17 protein-coding genes, 2 tRNA genes and 7 pseudogenes are annotated in these 17,760 nt (G+C 49.9%); 18 read left to right on the top strand and 8 right to left on the bottom strand.

Features of this window, described 5'->3' with window-relative positions; genetic code table 11:
- From bchD to DO97_RS13390, 3 genes and pseudogenes are all read left to right on the top strand, one after another.
- A pseudogene (gene bchD / locus DO97_RS13385) lies at positions 1-1,404 on the top strand (magnesium chelatase ATPase subunit D); the annotation flags it as partial.
- 77 nt (positions 1,405-1,481) lie between these two features.
- Positions 1,482-1,601, top strand: coding sequence for an HNH endonuclease (locus DO97_RS30295; protein WP_420805878.1), 120 nt, complete (start codon positions 1,482-1,484; stop codon positions 1,599-1,601).
- Between the two features lie 33 nt (positions 1,602-1,634).
- Positions 1,635-2,033 carry a response regulator gene (locus DO97_RS13390; RefSeq protein ID WP_036534258.1) on the top strand — a complete coding sequence of 133 codons (399 nt, stop codon included), beginning with the start codon at positions 1,635-1,637 and terminating at the stop codon, positions 2,031-2,033.
- On the opposite strand, the pseudogene DO97_RS31265 reads toward DO97_RS13390, so the two are convergent.
- Positions 1,969-2,988: pseudogene (locus DO97_RS31265) on the bottom strand (cobalamin-binding protein). The gene DO97_RS13390 and the pseudogene DO97_RS31265 sit on opposite strands and share 65 nt — an antisense overlap.
- A gap of 346 nt (positions 2,989-3,334) precedes the next feature.
- On the opposite strand from DO97_RS31265, the gene DO97_RS13400 reads away from it, so the two are divergent.
- The 13 genes and pseudogenes from DO97_RS13400 to DO97_RS13445 form a co-directional block, all read left to right on the top strand.
- Positions 3,335-3,407: transfer RNA gene (locus tag DO97_RS13400), tRNA-Glu, on the top strand.
- Between the two features lie 567 nt (positions 3,408-3,974).
- Positions 3,975-4,714, top strand: a pseudogene (locus tag DO97_RS31270) (Eco57I restriction-modification methylase domain-containing protein); the annotation flags it as partial.
- Between the two features lie 114 nt (positions 4,715-4,828).
- Positions 4,829-5,389: an endonuclease domain-containing protein gene (locus tag DO97_RS31275; RefSeq protein ID WP_476703524.1), complete on the top strand. Its 561-nt coding sequence runs from the start codon at positions 4,829-4,831 to the stop codon at positions 5,387-5,389.
- A complete protein-coding gene (locus tag DO97_RS25230; RefSeq protein ID WP_420805879.1) occupies positions 5,347-5,766 on the top strand; it encodes an Eco57I restriction-modification methylase domain-containing protein in 420 nt (139 codons plus the stop codon). The genes DO97_RS31275 and DO97_RS25230 overlap by 43 nt, the downstream gene beginning before the upstream one ends.
- Positions 5,724-6,032 (top strand): hypothetical protein, encoded by a 309-nt coding sequence (locus DO97_RS25235; protein WP_204368630.1) that lies wholly within the window; start codon positions 5,724-5,726, stop codon positions 6,030-6,032. Before DO97_RS25230 ends, DO97_RS25235 begins: the two co-directional genes overlap by 43 nt.
- 75 nt (positions 6,033-6,107) lie before the next feature.
- Positions 6,108-7,388, top strand: coding sequence for a DNA methyltransferase family protein (locus DO97_RS25240; protein WP_476703525.1), 1,281 nt, complete (start codon positions 6,108-6,110; stop codon positions 7,386-7,388).
- A gap of 117 nt (positions 7,389-7,505) precedes the next feature.
- Entirely contained in the window at positions 7,506-7,679 is a 174-nt protein-coding gene (locus DO97_RS25245; protein WP_204368632.1) for a hypothetical protein, read from the top strand.
- A gap of 15 nt (positions 7,680-7,694) precedes the next feature.
- Positions 7,695-8,012 (top strand): nucleotidyltransferase family protein, encoded by a 318-nt coding sequence (locus DO97_RS13425; protein ID WP_036534266.1) that lies wholly within the window; start codon positions 7,695-7,697, stop codon positions 8,010-8,012.
- Positions 8,013-8,028: 16 nt separating this feature from the next.
- Positions 8,029-8,346, top strand: a pseudogene (locus DO97_RS26715) (HepT-like ribonuclease domain-containing protein).
- 140 nt (positions 8,347-8,486) lie between these two features.
- Positions 8,487-8,741, top strand: coding sequence for a UPF0175 family protein (locus DO97_RS13435; RefSeq protein ID WP_036534268.1), 255 nt, complete (start codon positions 8,487-8,489; stop codon positions 8,739-8,741).
- On the top strand, positions 8,731-9,219 hold the full coding sequence (locus tag DO97_RS13440; protein ID WP_036534270.1) for a PIN domain-containing protein: 489 nt from the start codon (positions 8,731-8,733) through the stop codon (positions 9,217-9,219). Before DO97_RS13435 ends, DO97_RS13440 begins: the two co-directional genes overlap by 11 nt.
- 56 nt (positions 9,220-9,275) lie before the next feature.
- Positions 9,276-9,341 carry a hypothetical protein gene (locus DO97_RS30300; RefSeq protein WP_420805880.1) on the top strand — a complete coding sequence of 22 codons (66 nt, stop codon included), beginning with the start codon at positions 9,276-9,278 and terminating at the stop codon, positions 9,339-9,341.
- 61 nt (positions 9,342-9,402) lie between these two features.
- Positions 9,403-10,095 (top strand): annotated as a pseudogene (locus DO97_RS13445) (ADP-ribosylglycohydrolase family protein); the annotation flags it as partial.
- Positions 10,096-10,248: 153 nt separating this feature from the next.
- On the opposite strand, the gene DO97_RS13450 reads toward DO97_RS13445, so the two are convergent.
- The 3 genes from DO97_RS13450 to DO97_RS13460 all read right to left on the bottom strand — a co-directional run bounded on the left by DO97_RS13450 (position 10,249) and on the right by DO97_RS13460 (position 12,988).
- Positions 10,249-11,460: an IS256 family transposase gene (locus tag DO97_RS13450; RefSeq protein ID WP_036534273.1), complete on the bottom strand. Its 1,212-nt coding sequence runs from the start codon at positions 11,458-11,460 to the stop codon at positions 10,249-10,251.
- 73 nt (positions 11,461-11,533) lie between these two features.
- Positions 11,534-12,718 (bottom strand): site-specific integrase, encoded by a 1,185-nt coding sequence (locus DO97_RS13455; protein WP_036534275.1) that lies wholly within the window; start codon positions 12,716-12,718, stop codon positions 11,534-11,536.
- 197 nt (positions 12,719-12,915) lie between these two features.
- Positions 12,916-12,988 (bottom strand) — tRNA-Phe (locus DO97_RS13460).
- A 248-nt stretch (positions 12,989-13,236) separates the two neighbouring features.
- On the opposite strand from DO97_RS13460, the gene petL reads away from it, so the two are divergent.
- The gene (gene petL / locus DO97_RS26720) at positions 13,237-13,401 is read left to right on the top strand and encodes a cytochrome b6-f complex subunit PetL (RefSeq protein WP_239651731.1); all 165 of its coding nucleotides are present in this window, start codon (positions 13,237-13,239) and stop codon (positions 13,399-13,401) included.
- A 50-nt stretch (positions 13,402-13,451) separates the two neighbouring features.
- Here the strand turns inward: petL and DO97_RS30305 are convergent.
- The 4 genes and pseudogenes from DO97_RS30305 to DO97_RS13475 form a co-directional block, all read right to left on the bottom strand.
- Positions 13,452-13,532 (bottom strand): annotated as a pseudogene (locus DO97_RS30305) (hypothetical protein); the annotation flags it as partial.
- A gap of 38 nt (positions 13,533-13,570) precedes the next feature.
- Positions 13,571-13,837: pseudogene (locus DO97_RS26725) on the bottom strand (DNA repair helicase XPB); the annotation flags it as partial.
- Positions 13,838-13,976: 139 nt separating this feature from the next.
- Positions 13,977-14,192: a hypothetical protein gene (locus DO97_RS26730; protein ID WP_036534279.1), complete on the bottom strand. Its 216-nt coding sequence runs from the start codon at positions 14,190-14,192 to the stop codon at positions 13,977-13,979.
- Positions 14,149-15,063 carry a tyrosine-type recombinase/integrase gene (locus DO97_RS13475; protein ID WP_081980752.1) on the bottom strand — a complete coding sequence of 305 codons (915 nt, stop codon included), beginning with the start codon at positions 15,061-15,063 and terminating at the stop codon, positions 14,149-14,151. Before DO97_RS13475 ends, DO97_RS26730 begins: the two co-directional genes overlap by 44 nt.
- A gap of 137 nt (positions 15,064-15,200) precedes the next feature.
- Between DO97_RS13475 and DO97_RS13480 the strand changes: the two genes are divergently transcribed.
- Complete coding sequence (locus DO97_RS13480; RefSeq protein WP_036534306.1) at positions 15,201-17,738, top strand: sigma 54-interacting transcriptional regulator; 2,538 nt, start codon at positions 15,201-15,203, stop codon at positions 17,736-17,738.
- The last annotated feature ends 22 nt before the right edge of the window (positions 17,739-17,760 follow it).

Raw genomic sequence — 17,760 nt, forward strand, 5'->3', positions numbered from 1 at the left:
GCATTTGCTGGATCGGATTGCCATCGCCCTGTCGGCAGATGCCGTTCTCGGCTTGGATGAGCGGGTACAGGCAGTTGAACAAGCCATGGGCTATGCCGACTACCCCTCAAGAGTTTTTTGCAACAGTACACTGAGGATCTCGATGCCCTGAAAACTCAGATTATCCTGGCACGGGAATGGTTGAAAGAGGTGCAGATCCAGTCTGACCAGATTGCCTACCTGGTGAATGAAGCCATTCGCGCTGGAGTGCAGGGGCACCGAGCTGAACTTTTTGCCCTGCGAGTTGCCAAGGCCCATGCTGCTCTCAATGGACAGACTGCCGTTAATGCAGAAGACCTGCGAAGGGCGGTGGAACTGGTGATTATTCCCCGCGCCACCACCCTTCAAATGCCGCCTGAAGAACCGCCACCCCCACCGCCCCCGCCAGAGCAGTCTCAGCAAGATCAGGAGGAACCTGACGAACCCGAGGACGAACCTGACGAACCCGAGGAAGCCCCTCGGATTCCCGAGGAGTTTGTTCTCGACCCCGAAGGGGTGCTCCTCGACCCCTCGGTGCTGTATTTTGCCCAAATGGCAACCAAACGCCAAGGCAAGTCTGGGGCGCGAACTATTATCTTTTCGGAAGATCGGGGGCGCTATGTCAAGCCCGTCCTGCCCAGAGGTCAGGTGCGACGAATTGCCGTGGACGCGACCTTGCGTGCAGCAGCTCCCTATCAAAAAGCCCGTCGTCAGCGCCAACCCGATCGGCGGGTGATTATTGAACCCGGAGATATCCGCGGCAAACGGTTAGCTCGTAAGGCTGGATCGCTGGTTGTATTTGTCGTCGATGCTTCGGGGTCTATGGCGCTGAATCGGATGCAGGCTGCTAAAGGGGCAGTCTTGCGACTGCTGACCGAGGCCTACGAGAATCGGGATCAAGTATCCCTGATCTCCTTTCGGGGAGAACAGGCAGAGGTGCTACTGCCCCCCACGCGCTCGATTACGACGGCACGTCGCCGCTTGGAGCGACTTCCCTGTGGCGGTGGCTCTCCCCTTGCCCATGGGATGACCCAAGCGGTTCGAGTGGGGATGAATGCTCAGCAATCGGGAGATATTGGTCAGGTGGTGGTCGTTGCGATTACGGATGGTCGCAGCAATATTCCCTTGGCGCGATCGCTGGGAGAGCCGATGGGTGAGGGCGAGAAACCCGATATCAAGGCAGAATTGCTGGATATAGCTACCAAGATTCGAGCTTTGGGCATCCAATTGCTGGTCATTGACACCGAGAATAAATTTATTTCAACGGGCTTTGCCAAGGAACTTGCCCAACATGCCGGGGGGAAATATTATCATTTACCAAAAACCACCGATCAGGCGATCGCATCGGTAGCCCGAGGAGCGATCGCCGACTTAAAATCTCGGTAAATTGCCATCCGAACAGGTGGACTTCAAGAGTTACAGTGGGAGACTAATGATACCCTTGATTGGACACAACCTCAGGCGTGGATCACATTCTCCCCCGCTCTCAAGGCGGAAAGGATGAGTATATTAACCTCCAACTCCTTGTAGTATCAAAAGCATTTTTGCGATCGCCCGTCTCCAGCAGAGTTAGTTTGCGCTAAACTGCTGGAGACAGCCGTGAAACGCAATGCCCTATGAAAACCGTCCTGCTTGTGGAGGATGACCTGATTAACGCGAGGGTTTTTATCAAAATCCTGACAAAGCGGGGGGGATTAGCTGTCAAACACACAGAAAACGTGGAAGAAGTGCTACAGATTGCCCACGATCGCGAAGTAGATCTGGTTCTGATGGATGTCTCCCTCTCCCATAGTGTGTATCAGGGAAAGGCAGTCGATGGGATTAAGATTACCCAGATGTTGAAATCAGACCCTACCACTGCCAACTTACCCGTGATCTTAATTACAGCCCATGCGATGGAGGGCGATCGCGAAATGTTTCTCAAGCAAAGTGGTGCGGATGATTACATCTCTAAACCAGTAATCGATCACCAGGCATTTGTGGATCAGGTAAAAACCCATCTCCCCCAGGATTAGCAAGGTTCTGCCACTCCTCCCCTTGGTAGCTTGGCTGTCCCTGCTGAGGATGCAGGATATTCAGCAACATTTCCAGAGAATCGACCAACCGTGGCACCGGACGATCCGTGGCACCGGACGATTGAAATATTGATTGCCATCCGAAATGTACAACTGCTGCAATTGCACTGCGCGCAGCTGTTGCCATTCTGGGCGTAACAACAATTCCTCAGCAGCTTCCTGGGTGCGTTGGAGATTATACCCGCAGGGCATGAAGATAATCACCTCTGGATCGGCAGCTTGGAGATGATTCCAATCAAGCCAAGGGGAGTGTTCGCCACTGCGGCCAAATAAATTCCGACCCCCCGGCTAGGGTCACCAGTTCCGGAATCCAATTCCCTGCTGCCATTAGGGGATCTGTCCATTCAATACAAGCCACCGTTGGCCGTTTTAGCTCGGCGGTGGTCTGATCCTCACAGACCTGTATCCGTGATAGCAGGCCATGAATTACAGGGGTGGCCTCTCGACCCAGGGAGTCCCCAACCCGGTGAATATCGGCCCACACGTCAGCCAGAGTATTTGGTTGTAGGGAAATAATCTGGGGCTGACGACCGATGAGCATTCCCACGGCCTCTTCCACCTCACAAAGACTGACGGCACAGACTTCGCATTGTGCCTGGGTGAGAATATGGGTGGGCTGCAATTGTTGCAAAATTTCTAGATTGACCTGGTAGACGCTGAGTGCCGATTGCAATAACTCCGTAACCCGTTGATGAATCACTCGACTACTGCCACCCGGATCAAATTTAGGTTGGGTACAAATCGGGAGGGATTGAATCTCAGGTGGATAGTCACACGCATGGGATCTCCCGACAACATGGGCTGTCAAACCCAATACCGCTAGAATTTCAGTGGCGCTAGGGATGAGGGAGATAATCCTCAAACCGCTGTTCTGTATAGGTACAGAGGTTGTCATTAGCAGATATCCCGTGGCACGTTGCTTCAATTCTAGGTTACGGCCAACGGTTCAGGTTCTAGCGGGACGCAGCCATGATGTTTGCAGGACAAGCACAGCACCTGCGATCGCACACAATCAGCACAGCAATTTCATACACTTGCAACATCAACCTGTCATTCTCAAGCCATCAAGTGCAGTGACTCATCACACCTTTTTCTTCCCCCCAGTGAACCCTCTGGGGGGATTACTTGATCCTACTGCTTCTCTTATCTGACCGAGGTCGCGGCAAAATCCCAAAAAAACAGCGACATAGAGTTGACAGGTAGCGAACCTTTGTCTATCCTAGTAAAGGCTTGAGAAACAAGCCCCCATCGTCTAGAGGCCTAGGACACCTCCCTTTCACGGAGGCGACGGGGATTCGAATTCCCCTGGGGGTATCCCTACATCGGTTAACCGATTATTTATACATGACTACAATAAACTCCTAAATGCTTTAATAAGCATTTAGGAGTTTATAATTTGGAACGGGTAAATTCTCCGCTGCTTGTGGAACGGGTAAATTCTCCGCTGCTTGCAGCGTTTACAAAAAGCGGCTCATTACAGAATTTTAGCGCCCCGCAAGTTTTGCTTAACTGCAATGCCAGGAACGAGACTTGAAATCGTGACACGAGGATTTTCAGTCCTATTGGTGAAACGCTGTAACGCTTACCTAGAGAGCATCTGGGAGCTTGCTTATTTTGCCTTACCTACAGGCTTACCTAATTTTTGTGATGGGTTTGGCGGAGGAAGGATTCTAGGATCAGATGGAATCTCCATTTTCTGGGCTGCATTCAGTTATCTGGACGTAGAGCACAGGAGTTGATCTCCTCAGGTCAAGAAATCGAAGGGTAAGCAATGGCGGCGACAGGGATTCCCACAGATTAGGGGCTTATCTGTCATGAGGCTATAGCAGTAGCACATTCTCCATTAAGGGACTATGGCCAGAAATTCTCTCACCATTGGTGAGAGAATTTCCTTTGAATAACCGGGTTGTGTTGCATCTATTGGAAGCGTTGCAGGTTTTGCAAATCAAGGTTGCCGGGGGGATCGGCTGAGCCTCGGCGGCTATCGTTTCGAGCCCTGGATATTGAGCAGATTGGGCATGTGTATGAGGGGTTGCTGGATCATACGGCGGTGAGGGCGCTGGATCCGGTGCTGGGGTTGACTGGGACTCGACATCAGGAGCCGGAGATCTTGCTGGCACGGTTGGAGGAGCTAAGAGCTAAGGGAGAGGATCCGCTGCTGGAGTTTCTGAAGGAAGAGACGGGGCGATCGGTATCGGCTTTGCGAAAGGCGCTGGGGGTGAATTTGGATCCGTTGGAATTGCAGCGCTTACGCACGGCTTGTCAGAATAACCAGGAGTTTTTATGAGCGGGTGTTGCCGTTTGCGGGGTTGATCCGGTTGGATACGTTGGAGTATCCCGTGGTGATTCCGGCGGGCAGCTTGTATGTGACGCAGGGATCCGATCGCCGTCAAACGGGTACCCATTACACGCCGCGTTCGTTGACCGAAGAAATTGTCAAATACACCCTGGAGCCGTTGGTCTATGTGGGACCAGCAGAGGGATTCGCTAAGGAACAGTGGCGGTTGAAGTCGGCGGTGGAGCTGTTGGCGCTGAGGATCTGCGATATGGCGATGGGATCCGGGGCTTTTTTGGTGCAGGTATGTCGGTATTTGTCGGAACGGTTGGTGGAGGCTTGGGAGGCGGAAATTCCTTTATGCCCTCACCCTAGCCCTCTCCCTGGGGGAGAGGGAACAAGAGGCTCAGAAGGCTCAGAACTATCTCAGCTTGCAGGACGTACCAGGCAGATTCCAGCAGTGCTTCTGCAACGTGCTCGTGAACTGCGATCGCAACAAACTTCAGCCGAAGAAATCCTTTGGGAATGTCTGCGTGATCGCCGTCTTTGTGACGCAAAATTCCGCAGACAGCATAATCTTGGACGGTTCATTGCTGATTTCTATTGTCATGCTGCACACCTCATTATTGAGGTAGATGGTGGTATTCATCAGACCCAGCAAGATCGGGATGCGACTCGGGATGAATGGGCAATTCAAAATGGGTTTGTTGTTCTGAGATTTACCAATGATCAGGTGAATGAAGAACTGGAAGCTGTCCTTGGTACTATCGCTGAAGCTTTACGCCCTCATCCCCTACGCCCCTTCCTCCCCAGGGAGAAGGAGAACAAGAGTTCCGGCTCCCCTCGCCCTCAGGGAGAGGGGTTGGGGGTGAGGGCAAAATCCGCATTCTCCCCGACGGATCCCTTTCCCGCGCAGAAGTCGGAGAACACATCCTACCCACCGACCCCGACGAACGCCTCACTTTGGCGCGACGAATTGTGGCGGATCGCTGTCTTTATGGAGTCGATAAAAACCCGTTAGCCGTCGAGATGGCGAAGTTATCGCTGTGGCTGATTACGCTGGCGAAGGGGCGACCGTTTACGTTTGTCGATCATGCGCTGAAGTGGGGCGATTCACTGTTGGGGATTACCCGACCAGAGCAAATCGAGTTTTTGAAACTGAATCCTGAAAAGGAAGCGGTACAACTGAGAACAGTGTCCGATCGCTGGAAACCCTTTGTGCAACGAGCGATCGCCAAACGGCAAGAGCTAGAAAACTTTAGTGTGTCGGATATTGCCGATATTCAGAAGAAGGAACAGCTCAACCGGGAGGCAGAAGCAGCGATCGCCCATGTGCGGCATGTCGGTGATTTTTGGTGGCGGAGGCATTGGCGCAGGCGGGCAAAACCTCTGACCTGACGGATGAGGAAATTCAGGTGTTGGCGGAGGTGGTGATTGAGGCGTTGGCTGAAGCCGATGCCGAGAAGCGAAACCGGGAGATTGCCGCGATTCTGGCAAAGACCAATCGCATGATGAATCTGGGCAATCCAGCCAACCAACCCCCGCGAAAACCGTTTCATTGGCTGTTGGAATTTCCTGAAGTGTTTTTACAGAATTCCCCTCACCCTAGCCCTCTCCCTAATGGAGAGGGGACAAAAAATCCAGTTCGGCTCCCCTCGCCCTGAGGGCGAGGGGTTGGGGGTGAGGGTCTTGGCTTTGACGCGATCGTTGGGAATCCACCCTTTCAAGGCGGACAAAAAATTACAGGCGCAATTGGGACAGACTACCGAAATTTCTTGGTGGAATATCTAGCAAACGGTCAACGCGGCAGCGCGGATCTTTGCGCTTATTTCTTCCTTCGCGCTAATCAACTCACCAACAATTCTGGAGGATTTGGATTAGTCGCAACCAACACCATTGCTCAAGGTGATACCCGTGAAGTAGGGCTAGATCAATTAGTTTTAAATGATTGTGTAATTCATCGGGCTGTGCCAAGTCGCCCTTGGATTGGTGCGGCTGGTGTAGAAGTTGCTTATGTTTGGTTATGTAAACAGAAATGGCAAAGTGAATATTTATTAGATGAAAAAGTTGTCACAGGAATTACATCATTTCTCACGTCACCTGGGAAATCTGTTGGCAAACCCTATCAATTAATTGCAAATCAAAACAAATCATTTCAAGGCTCGATCGTCCTAGGCATGGGCTTTGTCATGGAACCGGAGGAAGCACAAGCATTAATTGACAAAAACCCCAAGAATCAAGATGTACTGTTTCCCTATTTTGGTGGTCAGGATCTCAATTCCAATCCTGATCAGTCTCCTAGCCGTTGGGCTATTAACTTCAAAGACTATCCTCTGGATGCAGACCATGATGATCCCAAGAAACCAAAGGGTGCGCCCTACGCCGCTGATTATCCCGATTGTTTGGCGATCGTGCGTGAGAAGGTGAAGCCTGAACGGGATAAGAAGAATCGGGCTGTTTATCGTGATCGATGGTGGCATTATGCGGAGAAGCGTCCGGCTCTTTATGAGACGATTCGGGTGTGCGATCAAGTTTTAGTTACGAATGCTCAAGCTGCTGTTCATTCCCTGTTCGATCTTTTTGATGCTAGTAATGTAGTGTTTGCTAATAGCTTAAATGTTTTCCCAATTCAAGATATTCAGGCTCTAGCTATCTTGCAATCCTCAATACATACTGTTTGGGCTTGGCAACATTGTTCAACAATGCGAGATGCTGGAATCCGGTATAACCCTACGGATGCTTTTGAAACTTTCCCCTTCCCCACACCCGATCCCTCCGATCTCAGCACCCAATTCCCAACCCTCAACACGATCGGCGAAACCTACTACACCCATCGTCAGGCAGTGATGCAGATCCGCCAGGAAGGGCTGACCAAAACCTACAACCGCTTCCATGATGCCACCGAGACAGCGAGTGATATTCAGAAGTTGCGAGAGTTGCATATTGAGATGGATTATGCCGTTGCAGCGGCGTATGGGTGGCATGACTTGTGCCCTCATCCCCTAACCCCTTCTCCCTAGGGAGAAGGGGAACAAGAGATCCGGCTCCCCTCTCCCTGAGGGCGAGGGGCTGGGGGTGAGGGTCTTAACCACGGTTTTCATCAGACGAAACAGGGGATCCGCTTCACCATCAGCGAAATGGCAAGACGCGAAGTGCTCGATCGGCTGTTGGATTTAAACCATCAACGCTACGCCGAAGAAGTCGCCCAGGGCTTGCATGATCAGAAAGGCAAAAGTAAAAAGGCAAAAGGTAAAACCAGTAGCAAACAACCAAAGGCTGACTTGGATAATCAGCAACTAGATTTGTTGTAGAGGAGTCCATGTACAATGACTGAACTAACCAGGAATTCTCGGATTCCAATTCCATCCGAAAAAATTGCTGAGATCTGTCAGCAGTATCATATTCGCTGGCTTGCTCTCTTTGGCTCTGTGCTGCGAGACGATTTCCGTCCCGATAGTGATGTTGATGTTCTCGTTGAATTTGAACCAGGTCACACACCCGGCTTTGCCTTTATCGACATTCAAGACAACCTATCAGAACTCCTAGGGCGAACCGTTGACCTGAATACTCCTCAAGATCTCAGCCGCTACTTCCGCGATCGTGTGTTGGCAGAAGCCGAGGTTTATTATGGACAGCCGCGATAAAGTTCGCTTACGCCACATGCTAGATGCTGCTCAAAAAGCGATCGCCTTCACCCAAGGACATACCCGCACTGATCTCGATAACGATGAACTTTTAGCATTAGCCGTTGTGCGTTTAGTTGAGATTCTGGGAGAAGCAGCCAAAAACGTTTCTCAAGACATTAAGGATCAAACACCAGAGATTGCTTGGAGATAAATGACTGGAACACGAGATCGCCTCAGCCACGCTTACTTTGATGTCAACCTCGATATTATTTGGGATATTGTCAACAACGACCTACCGCTACTTGCGGAAAAACTAAAAACATTGATCGATGCTGGCTCAGCCCAATCATGAAACTGCACTGGCTGAAATAAGGCAGGAAGTGATATTGAGAAATTGCGATTGGCCATGGTTTCTGCAGGCTCTAAGAAAAAGGCTACTGTAAAAGCAGCTCCCCCGGCTGATCAAGGATCCCTGTTCTATCCATAAATCCTATGCAAACCGTCCAAATTCAACTCCCCGACACAGTTTTCTCCGCGCTTCGCAAAGCTCCCCAGGAGTTTGTGCAAGAGATGCGCGTTGCGGCAGCGGTTAAATGGTATGAACTGGGCGAAGTCTCCCAGGGTAAAGCGGCTGAGGTTGCTGGTTTATCCCGTTCAGACTTTATTACTGCCCTTTCTCGATACAAAGTCTCTGTCCTGCAATACACCCCTGAAGAACTCGACCAGGAGTTAGCGAATGCCGATTGATCGAGTGGTTATCAACGCTTCTCCATTAATTGTGTTGTTCAAAAGCGGGCAAGCTGAGCTATTACCCCGACTATTCAACGAAATTCAAATACCTCAAGCAGTCTGGGAAGAAGTCACTGCTACCAAAAACGATATTGCCGCCCAGCAATTACCCAGCATTTCTTGGGCTAATCCCCTTGAGGTTACTATCCATCCCGCGATCGCTGCTTGGGATCTCGGAGCAGGTGAATCCACCGTTTTGAGTTTTGCCCTAGAAAACCCAGACTACCGGGCAATGATAGACGATGCTGCCGCAAGACACTGTGCCCGTGCGTTGGGAATTGCCACATTTGGGACAGGAGGTGCGATCGTCCTGGCAAAACAGCGAGGCTTGATCGAATCTGTAGGCGATCGCCTACAACAGCTAAGGGATGCAGGCTTATGGCTTTCTGAGGAAGTTGTCAGCCTGCTAAAACAACAAGCAGGCGAAGAAGTCTAGTTGAACAAGGATCATGTTGAGGATCATGTTGAGGATCATGATCGCATTAACCTAACCTGAGCTTAGACCTAATCGAATGGACTATACCCGATAAGCCACGCAGCAAGAACCAGAAAACTTAGAATCTCAGAAAATGGACAGAACCTTATCGAAAGCCATTCGTTCCAGGGACACGGAGGATAAATGGATACACGAGAACGATTTCGGGGCTGTCTTTTGGGTTTAGCGGTAGGAGATGCAGTTGGCACCACAGTAGAGTTTATGCCACGCGGAACCTTCTCACCCATAACCGAGATGAAAGGCGGTGGCCCATTCAATCTCAAGCCAGGTCAATGGACGGACGACACCTCAATGGCTTTATGTCTGGCCACTAGCTTGGTAGAAATCGGTCGCTTTGATCCTAAAGACCAGATGAATCGCTATTGCGACTGGTATGAGAATGGCTACCTCAGTAGCACCGGATCCTGTTTTGATATTGGTATTGCGACTCGGAAGGCGCTTCAGGCTTATAGGTTGACTGGGGATCCGTTTAGTGGATCGACGGCTCCGAAATCGGCTGGCAATGGCTGTTTGATGAGGCTGGCTCCGGTGCCCATGTTCTACTACCCGGATCCGGTTCAGGTTGTGCATTTTGCTGGAGAAAGTGCGCGCACTACACATGGGGCAGAGGAGTGTATTGATGCCAGTCGTTTGTTGGGGGATATCCTCTTTCGGGCGCTTGGGGGTGCCAGCAAGACTGAGATCTTGTGCGGTAGTAAACCTGAGATTGTCAGTTCCCCATCCATCCAAGCAATTGCTCGGGGAGAATATCTGGAGATGAGCATCGACTTCATCCTTGGCTCTGGATATGTGGTCAAGAGTTTGGAGGCAGCGCTTTAGTGCTTTGCTCAATCCGAAACCTTTGATCAAGCCGTTTTAATGGCCACCAATCTTGGAGTAGAAGGGGGAGTAGATAAAAACAGGCATTATTCTGCGTTGGAGCCCCCTAATTTCGAGTTTGTAAAGTATTTTGTGTCAGGGGATAAAAAGCTAGATAGGAAACCTCCCCTCAAACTCGATAGCAAAACGATTTAAGGCTGCTTTCCAATCTCGGATCGGCATCGACCATTTCTTTGAGATGTTGTGAATCGCCAAGTAAATCACCTTGAAAGCAGATTCATCGTTTGGAAAGGCACGGTGATTGCGTAAAACCTTCCGCAAAGTCATGTTCAGGGATTCAATGGCGTTGGTGGTGTAAATCGCCTTACGAATGTCTGGAGGAAAGGCAAAGAAGGGAATGATTCGGTTCCAGTGATTGAGCCAAGACTTGCTAATGGTGGGGTATTGTTTGTCCCACCGCTGGGCAAACCGCATCAGGGCTTGTTCTGCCTCAAGTTCAGTGGCAGCCTGGTAAATCGTCTTAAGGTCAGCCACAACCGCCTTACGGTCTTTATAAGACACATAGCTCAGAGAATTTCTGACCAGGTGGACAATACAAAGCTGAACCTGAGTTTTGGGAAAGACCGCCTCAATCGCCTCTGGGAATCCGCTCAGCCCATCTACACAAGCGATGAAAATATCTTTGACCCCTCGATTTTGGAGTTCCGTCAGCACCGATAGCCAGAACTTAGAAGATTCATTTTGAGTGACCCACATGCCCAGGAGTTCCTTACGACCCGATAGATTCACTCCCAAAGCCAGGTGAATGGCTTTATTGATGACTCGTCCTTCATGGCGGACTTTGACGATGATCGCGTCCAAGTACAGGATCGTATAAATCTCATCTAGACTGCGATTGTGCCATGCTTTATGTTCGGTTTCGACAGCTTCGGTGACGTTGGAGATCAGAGTATCAGAGACATCCACCCCATACAAGTCCTTGAGCTGGGCTTCGATGTCACGGGTACTCATGCCACGGGCATACAGCGACAGGATTTTATCGTCAAACCCGTTAAAGCGGGTCTGGCCTTTGGGGACAAGTTGGGGGTCAAAGGCTCCGTTGCGGTCACGGGGGATAGCAACTTCAGATGAGCCAAACTCTCCTTTAATCGTCTTCTTACTATGACCGTTGCGACGGTTTCGGGGAAGCTCTGGCTCTGGGGTTGAGCGTTCTTCTTCTAAGTGGGTATCGAGTTCTGCGCTTAAACACCGCTCAATGAGGGCTTTGCTCAATTGCTTGAAGATCCCTTCATTTCCCATTAGGTCTTCAGGGTTACGGTAGTCCTTGAGGAGTTCATCAATCAGTTCGGGTCGGAAGGTCATCGGTCATGCCTCTGTATGTTTGTTCATTAGATCCTGTTTTGACCTTTGACACAAACTAATTTACAGTCCCCAATCAACTGAAATTAGGGGGGCGGAGATTTGTGAAGTTGGTTGCGCCGTAATGTTGATCTATCATTTTAGCGCTGGTTCCAGTCCATCTACCGATTGCCGTGCTGTTAATGTGAGCCTCAACGCACAAGCTGATGAACGTATGCCTACACTGATAGCTTTTCCGATACGGAATATGGCATTTCTCTAAGATGGACTGCCACGCTCGGTTAGCAAAATTGTGCTGGTCAATGAACTTTCCTCTGGGACTACGGAATAGGAACCCTTCAGGATCGTAAATTTCTTCTTTGATATCGTCCAAAATAGCTCGAACCTCTGGCGTAATGGGAAAATCTCTCTTGCGCTGAGTCTTTAAACCGTCTTTCAGAACTAAACCATTTTCGGACACAACAACTGATTGCCTAAGCTTGACTACAGATTCACTGATGTGTTTCCATTGCAGCGCAATCACCTCGGAAGGGCGGGCACCCGTGAAGAAAAGAAATTTTACGTAGTTTGTGTAGTGCTTGTAGTGTCGATCGCTAGCAAAGCTGGCAATGATTAGGTCACGCTCAGCTTTGGTGAACGGGTTGACATCCTCTTCTTCAGACAAGCCTTTGGGAACTCTGATCTTCATGGTCAGAAAAGGATTGGACTCAGTTAGCCCTTCTTCCATTGCCCAGCTAGAACATGCTCTCAACTGGGTCAAGCAGCGTTTGGCGGCATCCGGTGTGAGGTTTGCCAGTAAGTGGTCACGGATGAGCGTGGCATCCTCCAAAGATTTACTGGGAAGCCTACTGATGTGATTCTTGTGTTTGGTGAAGTCCTTCACATAAGTGCTTGGACTGATTTGAGGCTTCTTAAACTGCGAATATTTTTCCCAAAGCTCATCTAATGAGGGTTGGGGCTTCGTGGGGGAATTGGGGGAAATTGATGAAACCGTGGTGAGGGAGGCTGTGGGCTTATATTTGTTGAGGCTCAAATCAACTTCGCCATAGTCAATATCGCGCTGGATAGCCCTTACGGTGTCACCCACTCGTTGGCGGTTGAGTGGTGTATCGTTGTAGCCCGCAGAGATATAGAAGCGCTTCCGCTTAATCTCGTCATTCTCTTCAACCGGGTATGAGAAGACGATTTGCAAGCGCCCTTTCGTGTTTTTGAATTGAACCGAACCCTTGCCACCCTTGGGCTGCTTATCTTTTGAGTACATCTCTGGCCAGGAATGAAAGAATATACGTACTACTTAAATTATAAGAGATAACTCTAAATAATTCCCCCAAATTCCCCCCAATTCGTCCCCCAAACTACCCTAAAAATGCCCAAAAATAGAACAGCCGTTTTGGAGACGGGAAAAGCAAAAAGCCTTGTATTCCTATAATCCAAGGCTTTTTGCTTGATTTAATTGAATGCCAGGAACGAGACTTGAACTCGTGACACGAGGATTTTCAGTCCTCTGCTCTACCAACTGAGCTATCCCGGCGAATGAATTCTTAGTGCTTAACTAAGCTAACAAACTTTCGTACCTCTTGGCAAGCCAGTCATGGGTTGTGCAGCAATTCTCAGCGTGAGAATGATTCTCACCCAAATATCTGATTTCAATCGTTCTCAAAGGCTGAAACTGCTAGGAAATTGAGCAAAATGCTTTTGCAGGTTCTCAAATCAGTACAAATGTTTCAATATGAGAATTGTTGTGGGTTGTTTGACTAGAAATGCTAGGAATGACCAGGGATGGAATGTTCCTGTGATCCACAAAATGTTTCAATGGTCTTAACCAATCATTCTGACGGAGCATTAAAGATGGGTGGAGTGTTTTCTTATGTGTTTTTGCTTGGCGGTGCATACGGTACGGTACTGGCACTCTTCTTTGGCCTCAAAGCAATGAAGCTGATCTAGCGCCAGTGAAGTCAGCTGGGCTATGCATGGGAGTTAGGAGCCAGGGGTGGCTAAGGGGCAATAATCTCAATCTCATAGCTGTAACCGTGTTCCGCCAAGAAAAGTTGTCGATGCCGGGCAAAGTTTTCTTCACAGGTGCGGAGAGAAACTAGGCTATAAAATTGGGCACCGTATCTTCTGGCACTCGATTTTCAGTGCATTCAGCTGCGGCAATAAAGCCTTGTCCTTCCAATTCTCGCCAAGGAACATCGTAGCGTTTTGGACCAATGAGGGCGAAGACATCACCTTCTTTGCCATCTTCACGAATCAGTGTGGCCGTCAGTCCCAAACGCCTACGAGCCTGTAGTTCTGATGTGATCCGAAAAATTGGGGCCGGTAGTAGATGCACTTCGTCATAAATAATCAAGCCCCACGATCGCAGGTTGAAGAGGGGAAACTGGCCCTCCTTGCTTGTTTAAGAACCCCTCAATGGGCAGTAGTGACTGTAAAGACTAAATCTGAGAGCCGATCGCCCAAAAACTTTGCGATTTCCGGGTTGCGACTGAGGAGTTCTACCAGGGGCCGATCTGCGACTTTCAGTAACGAATGATCTGTTTCGCGGTCAATGCAGTCAAGCCATAGCGGCTACCCAAGGTAACAATGTCTTGGATCATCGCATCATGCTGTTGGTAGGTGTGAATATGTTCTGGACTTTTGATCAGTTCAGCAGAATAATCTTTGACAAAGTCAACCGGGGCAACCCAGGGTTCAAATAGCCAAAAACCGTACCGAACTATCGGACGGTCGGGCATGGAGATAACGCCCGGTGGTAGCAACGCTGGCATGACCGAGGGTTGCCTGTACCAAGTGGATGGGGGCACCGCGATCGAGGGAATGGCTGGCATGGGCATGGCGGAGCCAGTGGGGGGAAACCTTGGCAGCTAATTTGGTTTCCATGACGGGGATACGCTGCGCCGCTGTTTTTACAATCCGACGTACCTGGGTGGGGGTGAGGTGACCGGATTGCTTGCGACTGCGAAACACGGGCTCCTGCAGACTGGCTGTGGCCCGAAGACTGATTAATTCTTGCCAAAGGCCAGCGGTGAGGACAACGGTGCGGGTCTTCCCCCCTTTCCCAAAGACCGTCACCTGTCCGGGAAAGTCCCCTTCACCTCTAGGTTGCAGGTCACGCCACTTCAGACCACATAGCTCACTGACACGCAATCCAGCGCCATATAACAACTTGAGGATGGCTCGGTTGCGGGGATTGGTTTCGAGGGCAATTAAGAGTTGCACATTCATCTCCGGCAGAATGCGTTCCGCCAGGGTGTTTTTAAATTTAGGGGCTTGCACGGGCACCAAGACATTAAAGGGGAGATAGCCAATCCGGTAGGCAAACCCAAACAAAGACTTGATGGCATTAATCGCCCGCGCTTGTGAACTGGCCGCCAGGTTGCCAAGGGAGGTGATGTACTGCTGCACCTCCCCCAGGGTAATGTGTGCCATCGGTTTGTTGACAAAGGTTAGAAACCGCCGCATCTCTCCCTGATAGGCATGTTGGGTGGTAATCGCCTTGCCATATAACCACATACCTACAACCTGCTGATCGCTATCAGCCTGTCCAGCGATTTGACCGCGAACCGGGAGGTCAGAGGGGGGAGAAAGGCGGTAGGAGAGATCCATGGTTGGGGTTCCGGGGGCAGACGGGCTGAATGTTCGTAAATATTACTTATCGAACATTATTATCCTATCGGGCTTCTGGGTCGCTGTAAAGCAGTCTGGAGCGGATAATGAGAGGAAACTCCCATGGGGGTCAGCAGATGGATCTCACCGAACAAATCCAATGGCTGCAAGGGCATACCCTGTTGGGTACGCTGCCAACAGCGGTGTTAGCGGCGATCGCCGCTGAGTTGCAAACGGAAATCATCCCTGAAAACCATCGCCTGATTTTGGAGGATACCTATCCCCAGGCGTTCTATATCCTCTATCAGGGACGACTGGAGAGTTACCACACCCGCGAGGACAGCGTTGCGGATGCCCTCAGTTTGTTGCCTGGTAGTCTGTTGCACCTGCGAGCACTGGTGCTCGACCAGCCAACGGAAACCACGGTGATTACCTTGAGTGACTGTGAGTTCTGGAAAATTCCCAAATCATCATTCCTGACCCTGGTGCAGCGGTACCCAGAAATTTCTCAGTTAGTGTCAAAACAACTGGCTGCGGAGCTGGCTGCGCTTTCGTCCCAATTGCTCTATGAGCAAGAACGGCAGGCAATTTTACGCCCCTATTTGGTGCCGAACGCCAAACGCGGGATTGTGGGTTCCAGTCGCTACGCCAAGCGGTTACGGGCAGACATTCAAAAGGCCAGTGGCAATCGTCAACCCGTGATTATTTTTGGCGAACCCGGTTTAGGGAAGGACATTATTGCGGCGTTGATTCACTTTAGCTCCGGCGATCGCCGAGAACCCCTGATTAAAGTTAATTGTCATGAGATCAACCCCGATGGATCCAATCTATTCGGGCAGCTGGGAGGTGATCCAGGGTTATTGAACTGGCTCGGTAAGGGCACTCTGATCCTCAACAATGCTCAAGATATGTCTGCCGATTTACAGCTGAAATTAGTTGATTTACTAGAAACAGCAACCTTTGCTCAGGTGGGAAATCAAAATGACATTGCAGCAGCTCCAGACCCTACAAAACCTTGCCAAGCCCATCTGATTATCATCACGGAAAAAACACTCCCTATCCTGGATCGATCGGGAATTCATACTATTAAGGTACCTCCGCTCCGGGTGAGGAAAGCAGATATTGCTGCCCAGGTTGAATACTATGTCAGCTTATTTTGTCGGACTCGCCGCATTCGTCGTCCCAGTGTGACACCAGAAGCCATTCGGCGGCTCCAAAGTTATGATTTTCCCGGTAATTTATCGGAATTAGAAAGTCTGATTGAACGGGCTGTGATTCAATCCAATGGAGCAGCTGAACTAACGGAAGAAGTGTTTTGGTCGGTGGGTACCAAAGCCCGACGCTTCCGCTTCAATCTTTTAAATTCCCACCCTCGACTGCGACAATTTTTGCGCAGCCCTTGGTGGCCCGATCGCATTAACTATGGCATGACTCTGGTGGCATTTGCGGTAGTAGTCGCAATTCTGCTGCTGGGACCGCAAAGTCGAGATCATAATTTAGGCCTGAATTTATTTTGGGCTTGGTGGTGGCCTTTAATCTTAATTGCCTTTCCCTTTGTGGGTCGCCTGTGGTGCTCGGTTTGTCCGTTTATGATTTATGGAGAACTGGCTCAGAAGTTATCCCTCTGGATCTATCCTCGAACCCTGGGTGCTTGGCCAAGGGCAGCAGCGGAGCAATGGGGTGGCTGGTTTATCTTTGGGATGTTCGCACTAATTTTACTCTGGGAAGAACTCTGGGATTTAGAAAATTTGGCCTATCTATCGGGTTGTTTACTCCTGTTAATCACAGCTGGAGCTGTGATTTTTTCGATCCTATTTGAAAGGCGATTTTGGTGTCGCTATCTCTGCCCAATTGGTGGCATGAATGGTCTATTTGCCAAGTTATCAATGATTGAACTTCGCGCCCAACAGGGCATTTGCTCTGCCACCTGTACTACCTATCAATGTTACAAGGGAGGGCCGCAGAAAGGTGAGGGTTTAGAGACAGCAGGATGTCCAATTTATTCCCATCCGGCACAGTTAGAGGATAATCGAAACTGTGTTTTATGTATGACCTGTCTGAAGGCGTGTCCTCACCACTCCGTTGAGTTAAATCTCCGTCCGCCTGGGATTGATCTATGGACAACTCATATACCCACGTATGCAGAAGTCTGTTTATTATTTCTACTCCTAGGTGCAGTTTTTCTCCATCGCTTAACTGAGATTCAACAACAGTTAGGTTGGAATTTAAATTTAGATAATTTTGGCATCCATAGCGTTATTTCCGTTTTAGTGCTGATAACTCCAGGGGCGATCGCCCTCTTGGTTCATGGCCTAGTGCGGCTGATCAATCAACGGGTCAAAGCTCGACGGTTTATTGAATTAGCCTATGGCTATCTCCCCTTGGTTTTAGGGGCTAGCCTTGCCCACTATCTGCGGTTGGGTCTTAATGAGGCTGGACGGATTATTCCGGTTAGCCTCGCCACCTTTGGCCTCAGTGGTGGAAATCATTGGATTGCGATCGCTGACCCAGCCGTTACTGCTTTTTTGCAAGGGGTGACTTTGATTGTTGCCACTTGGTTGAGTGTGATTCTTACCCAAAAAATTGCCAAGCAACCCATTTGGTGTCTGCTCCCCCAACACCTCGCCACCTTTGCCCTGGGGACTTTTTTCTGGAAGATTATTGTCGGCTGGTGAGTCTCTCCGATAAAACCTGTTG

The organism is Neosynechococcus sphagnicola sy1 (assembly GCF_000775285.1).
Taxonomy (GTDB): domain Bacteria; phylum Cyanobacteriota; class Cyanobacteriia; order Neosynechococcales; family Neosynechococcaceae; genus Neosynechococcus; species Neosynechococcus sphagnicola.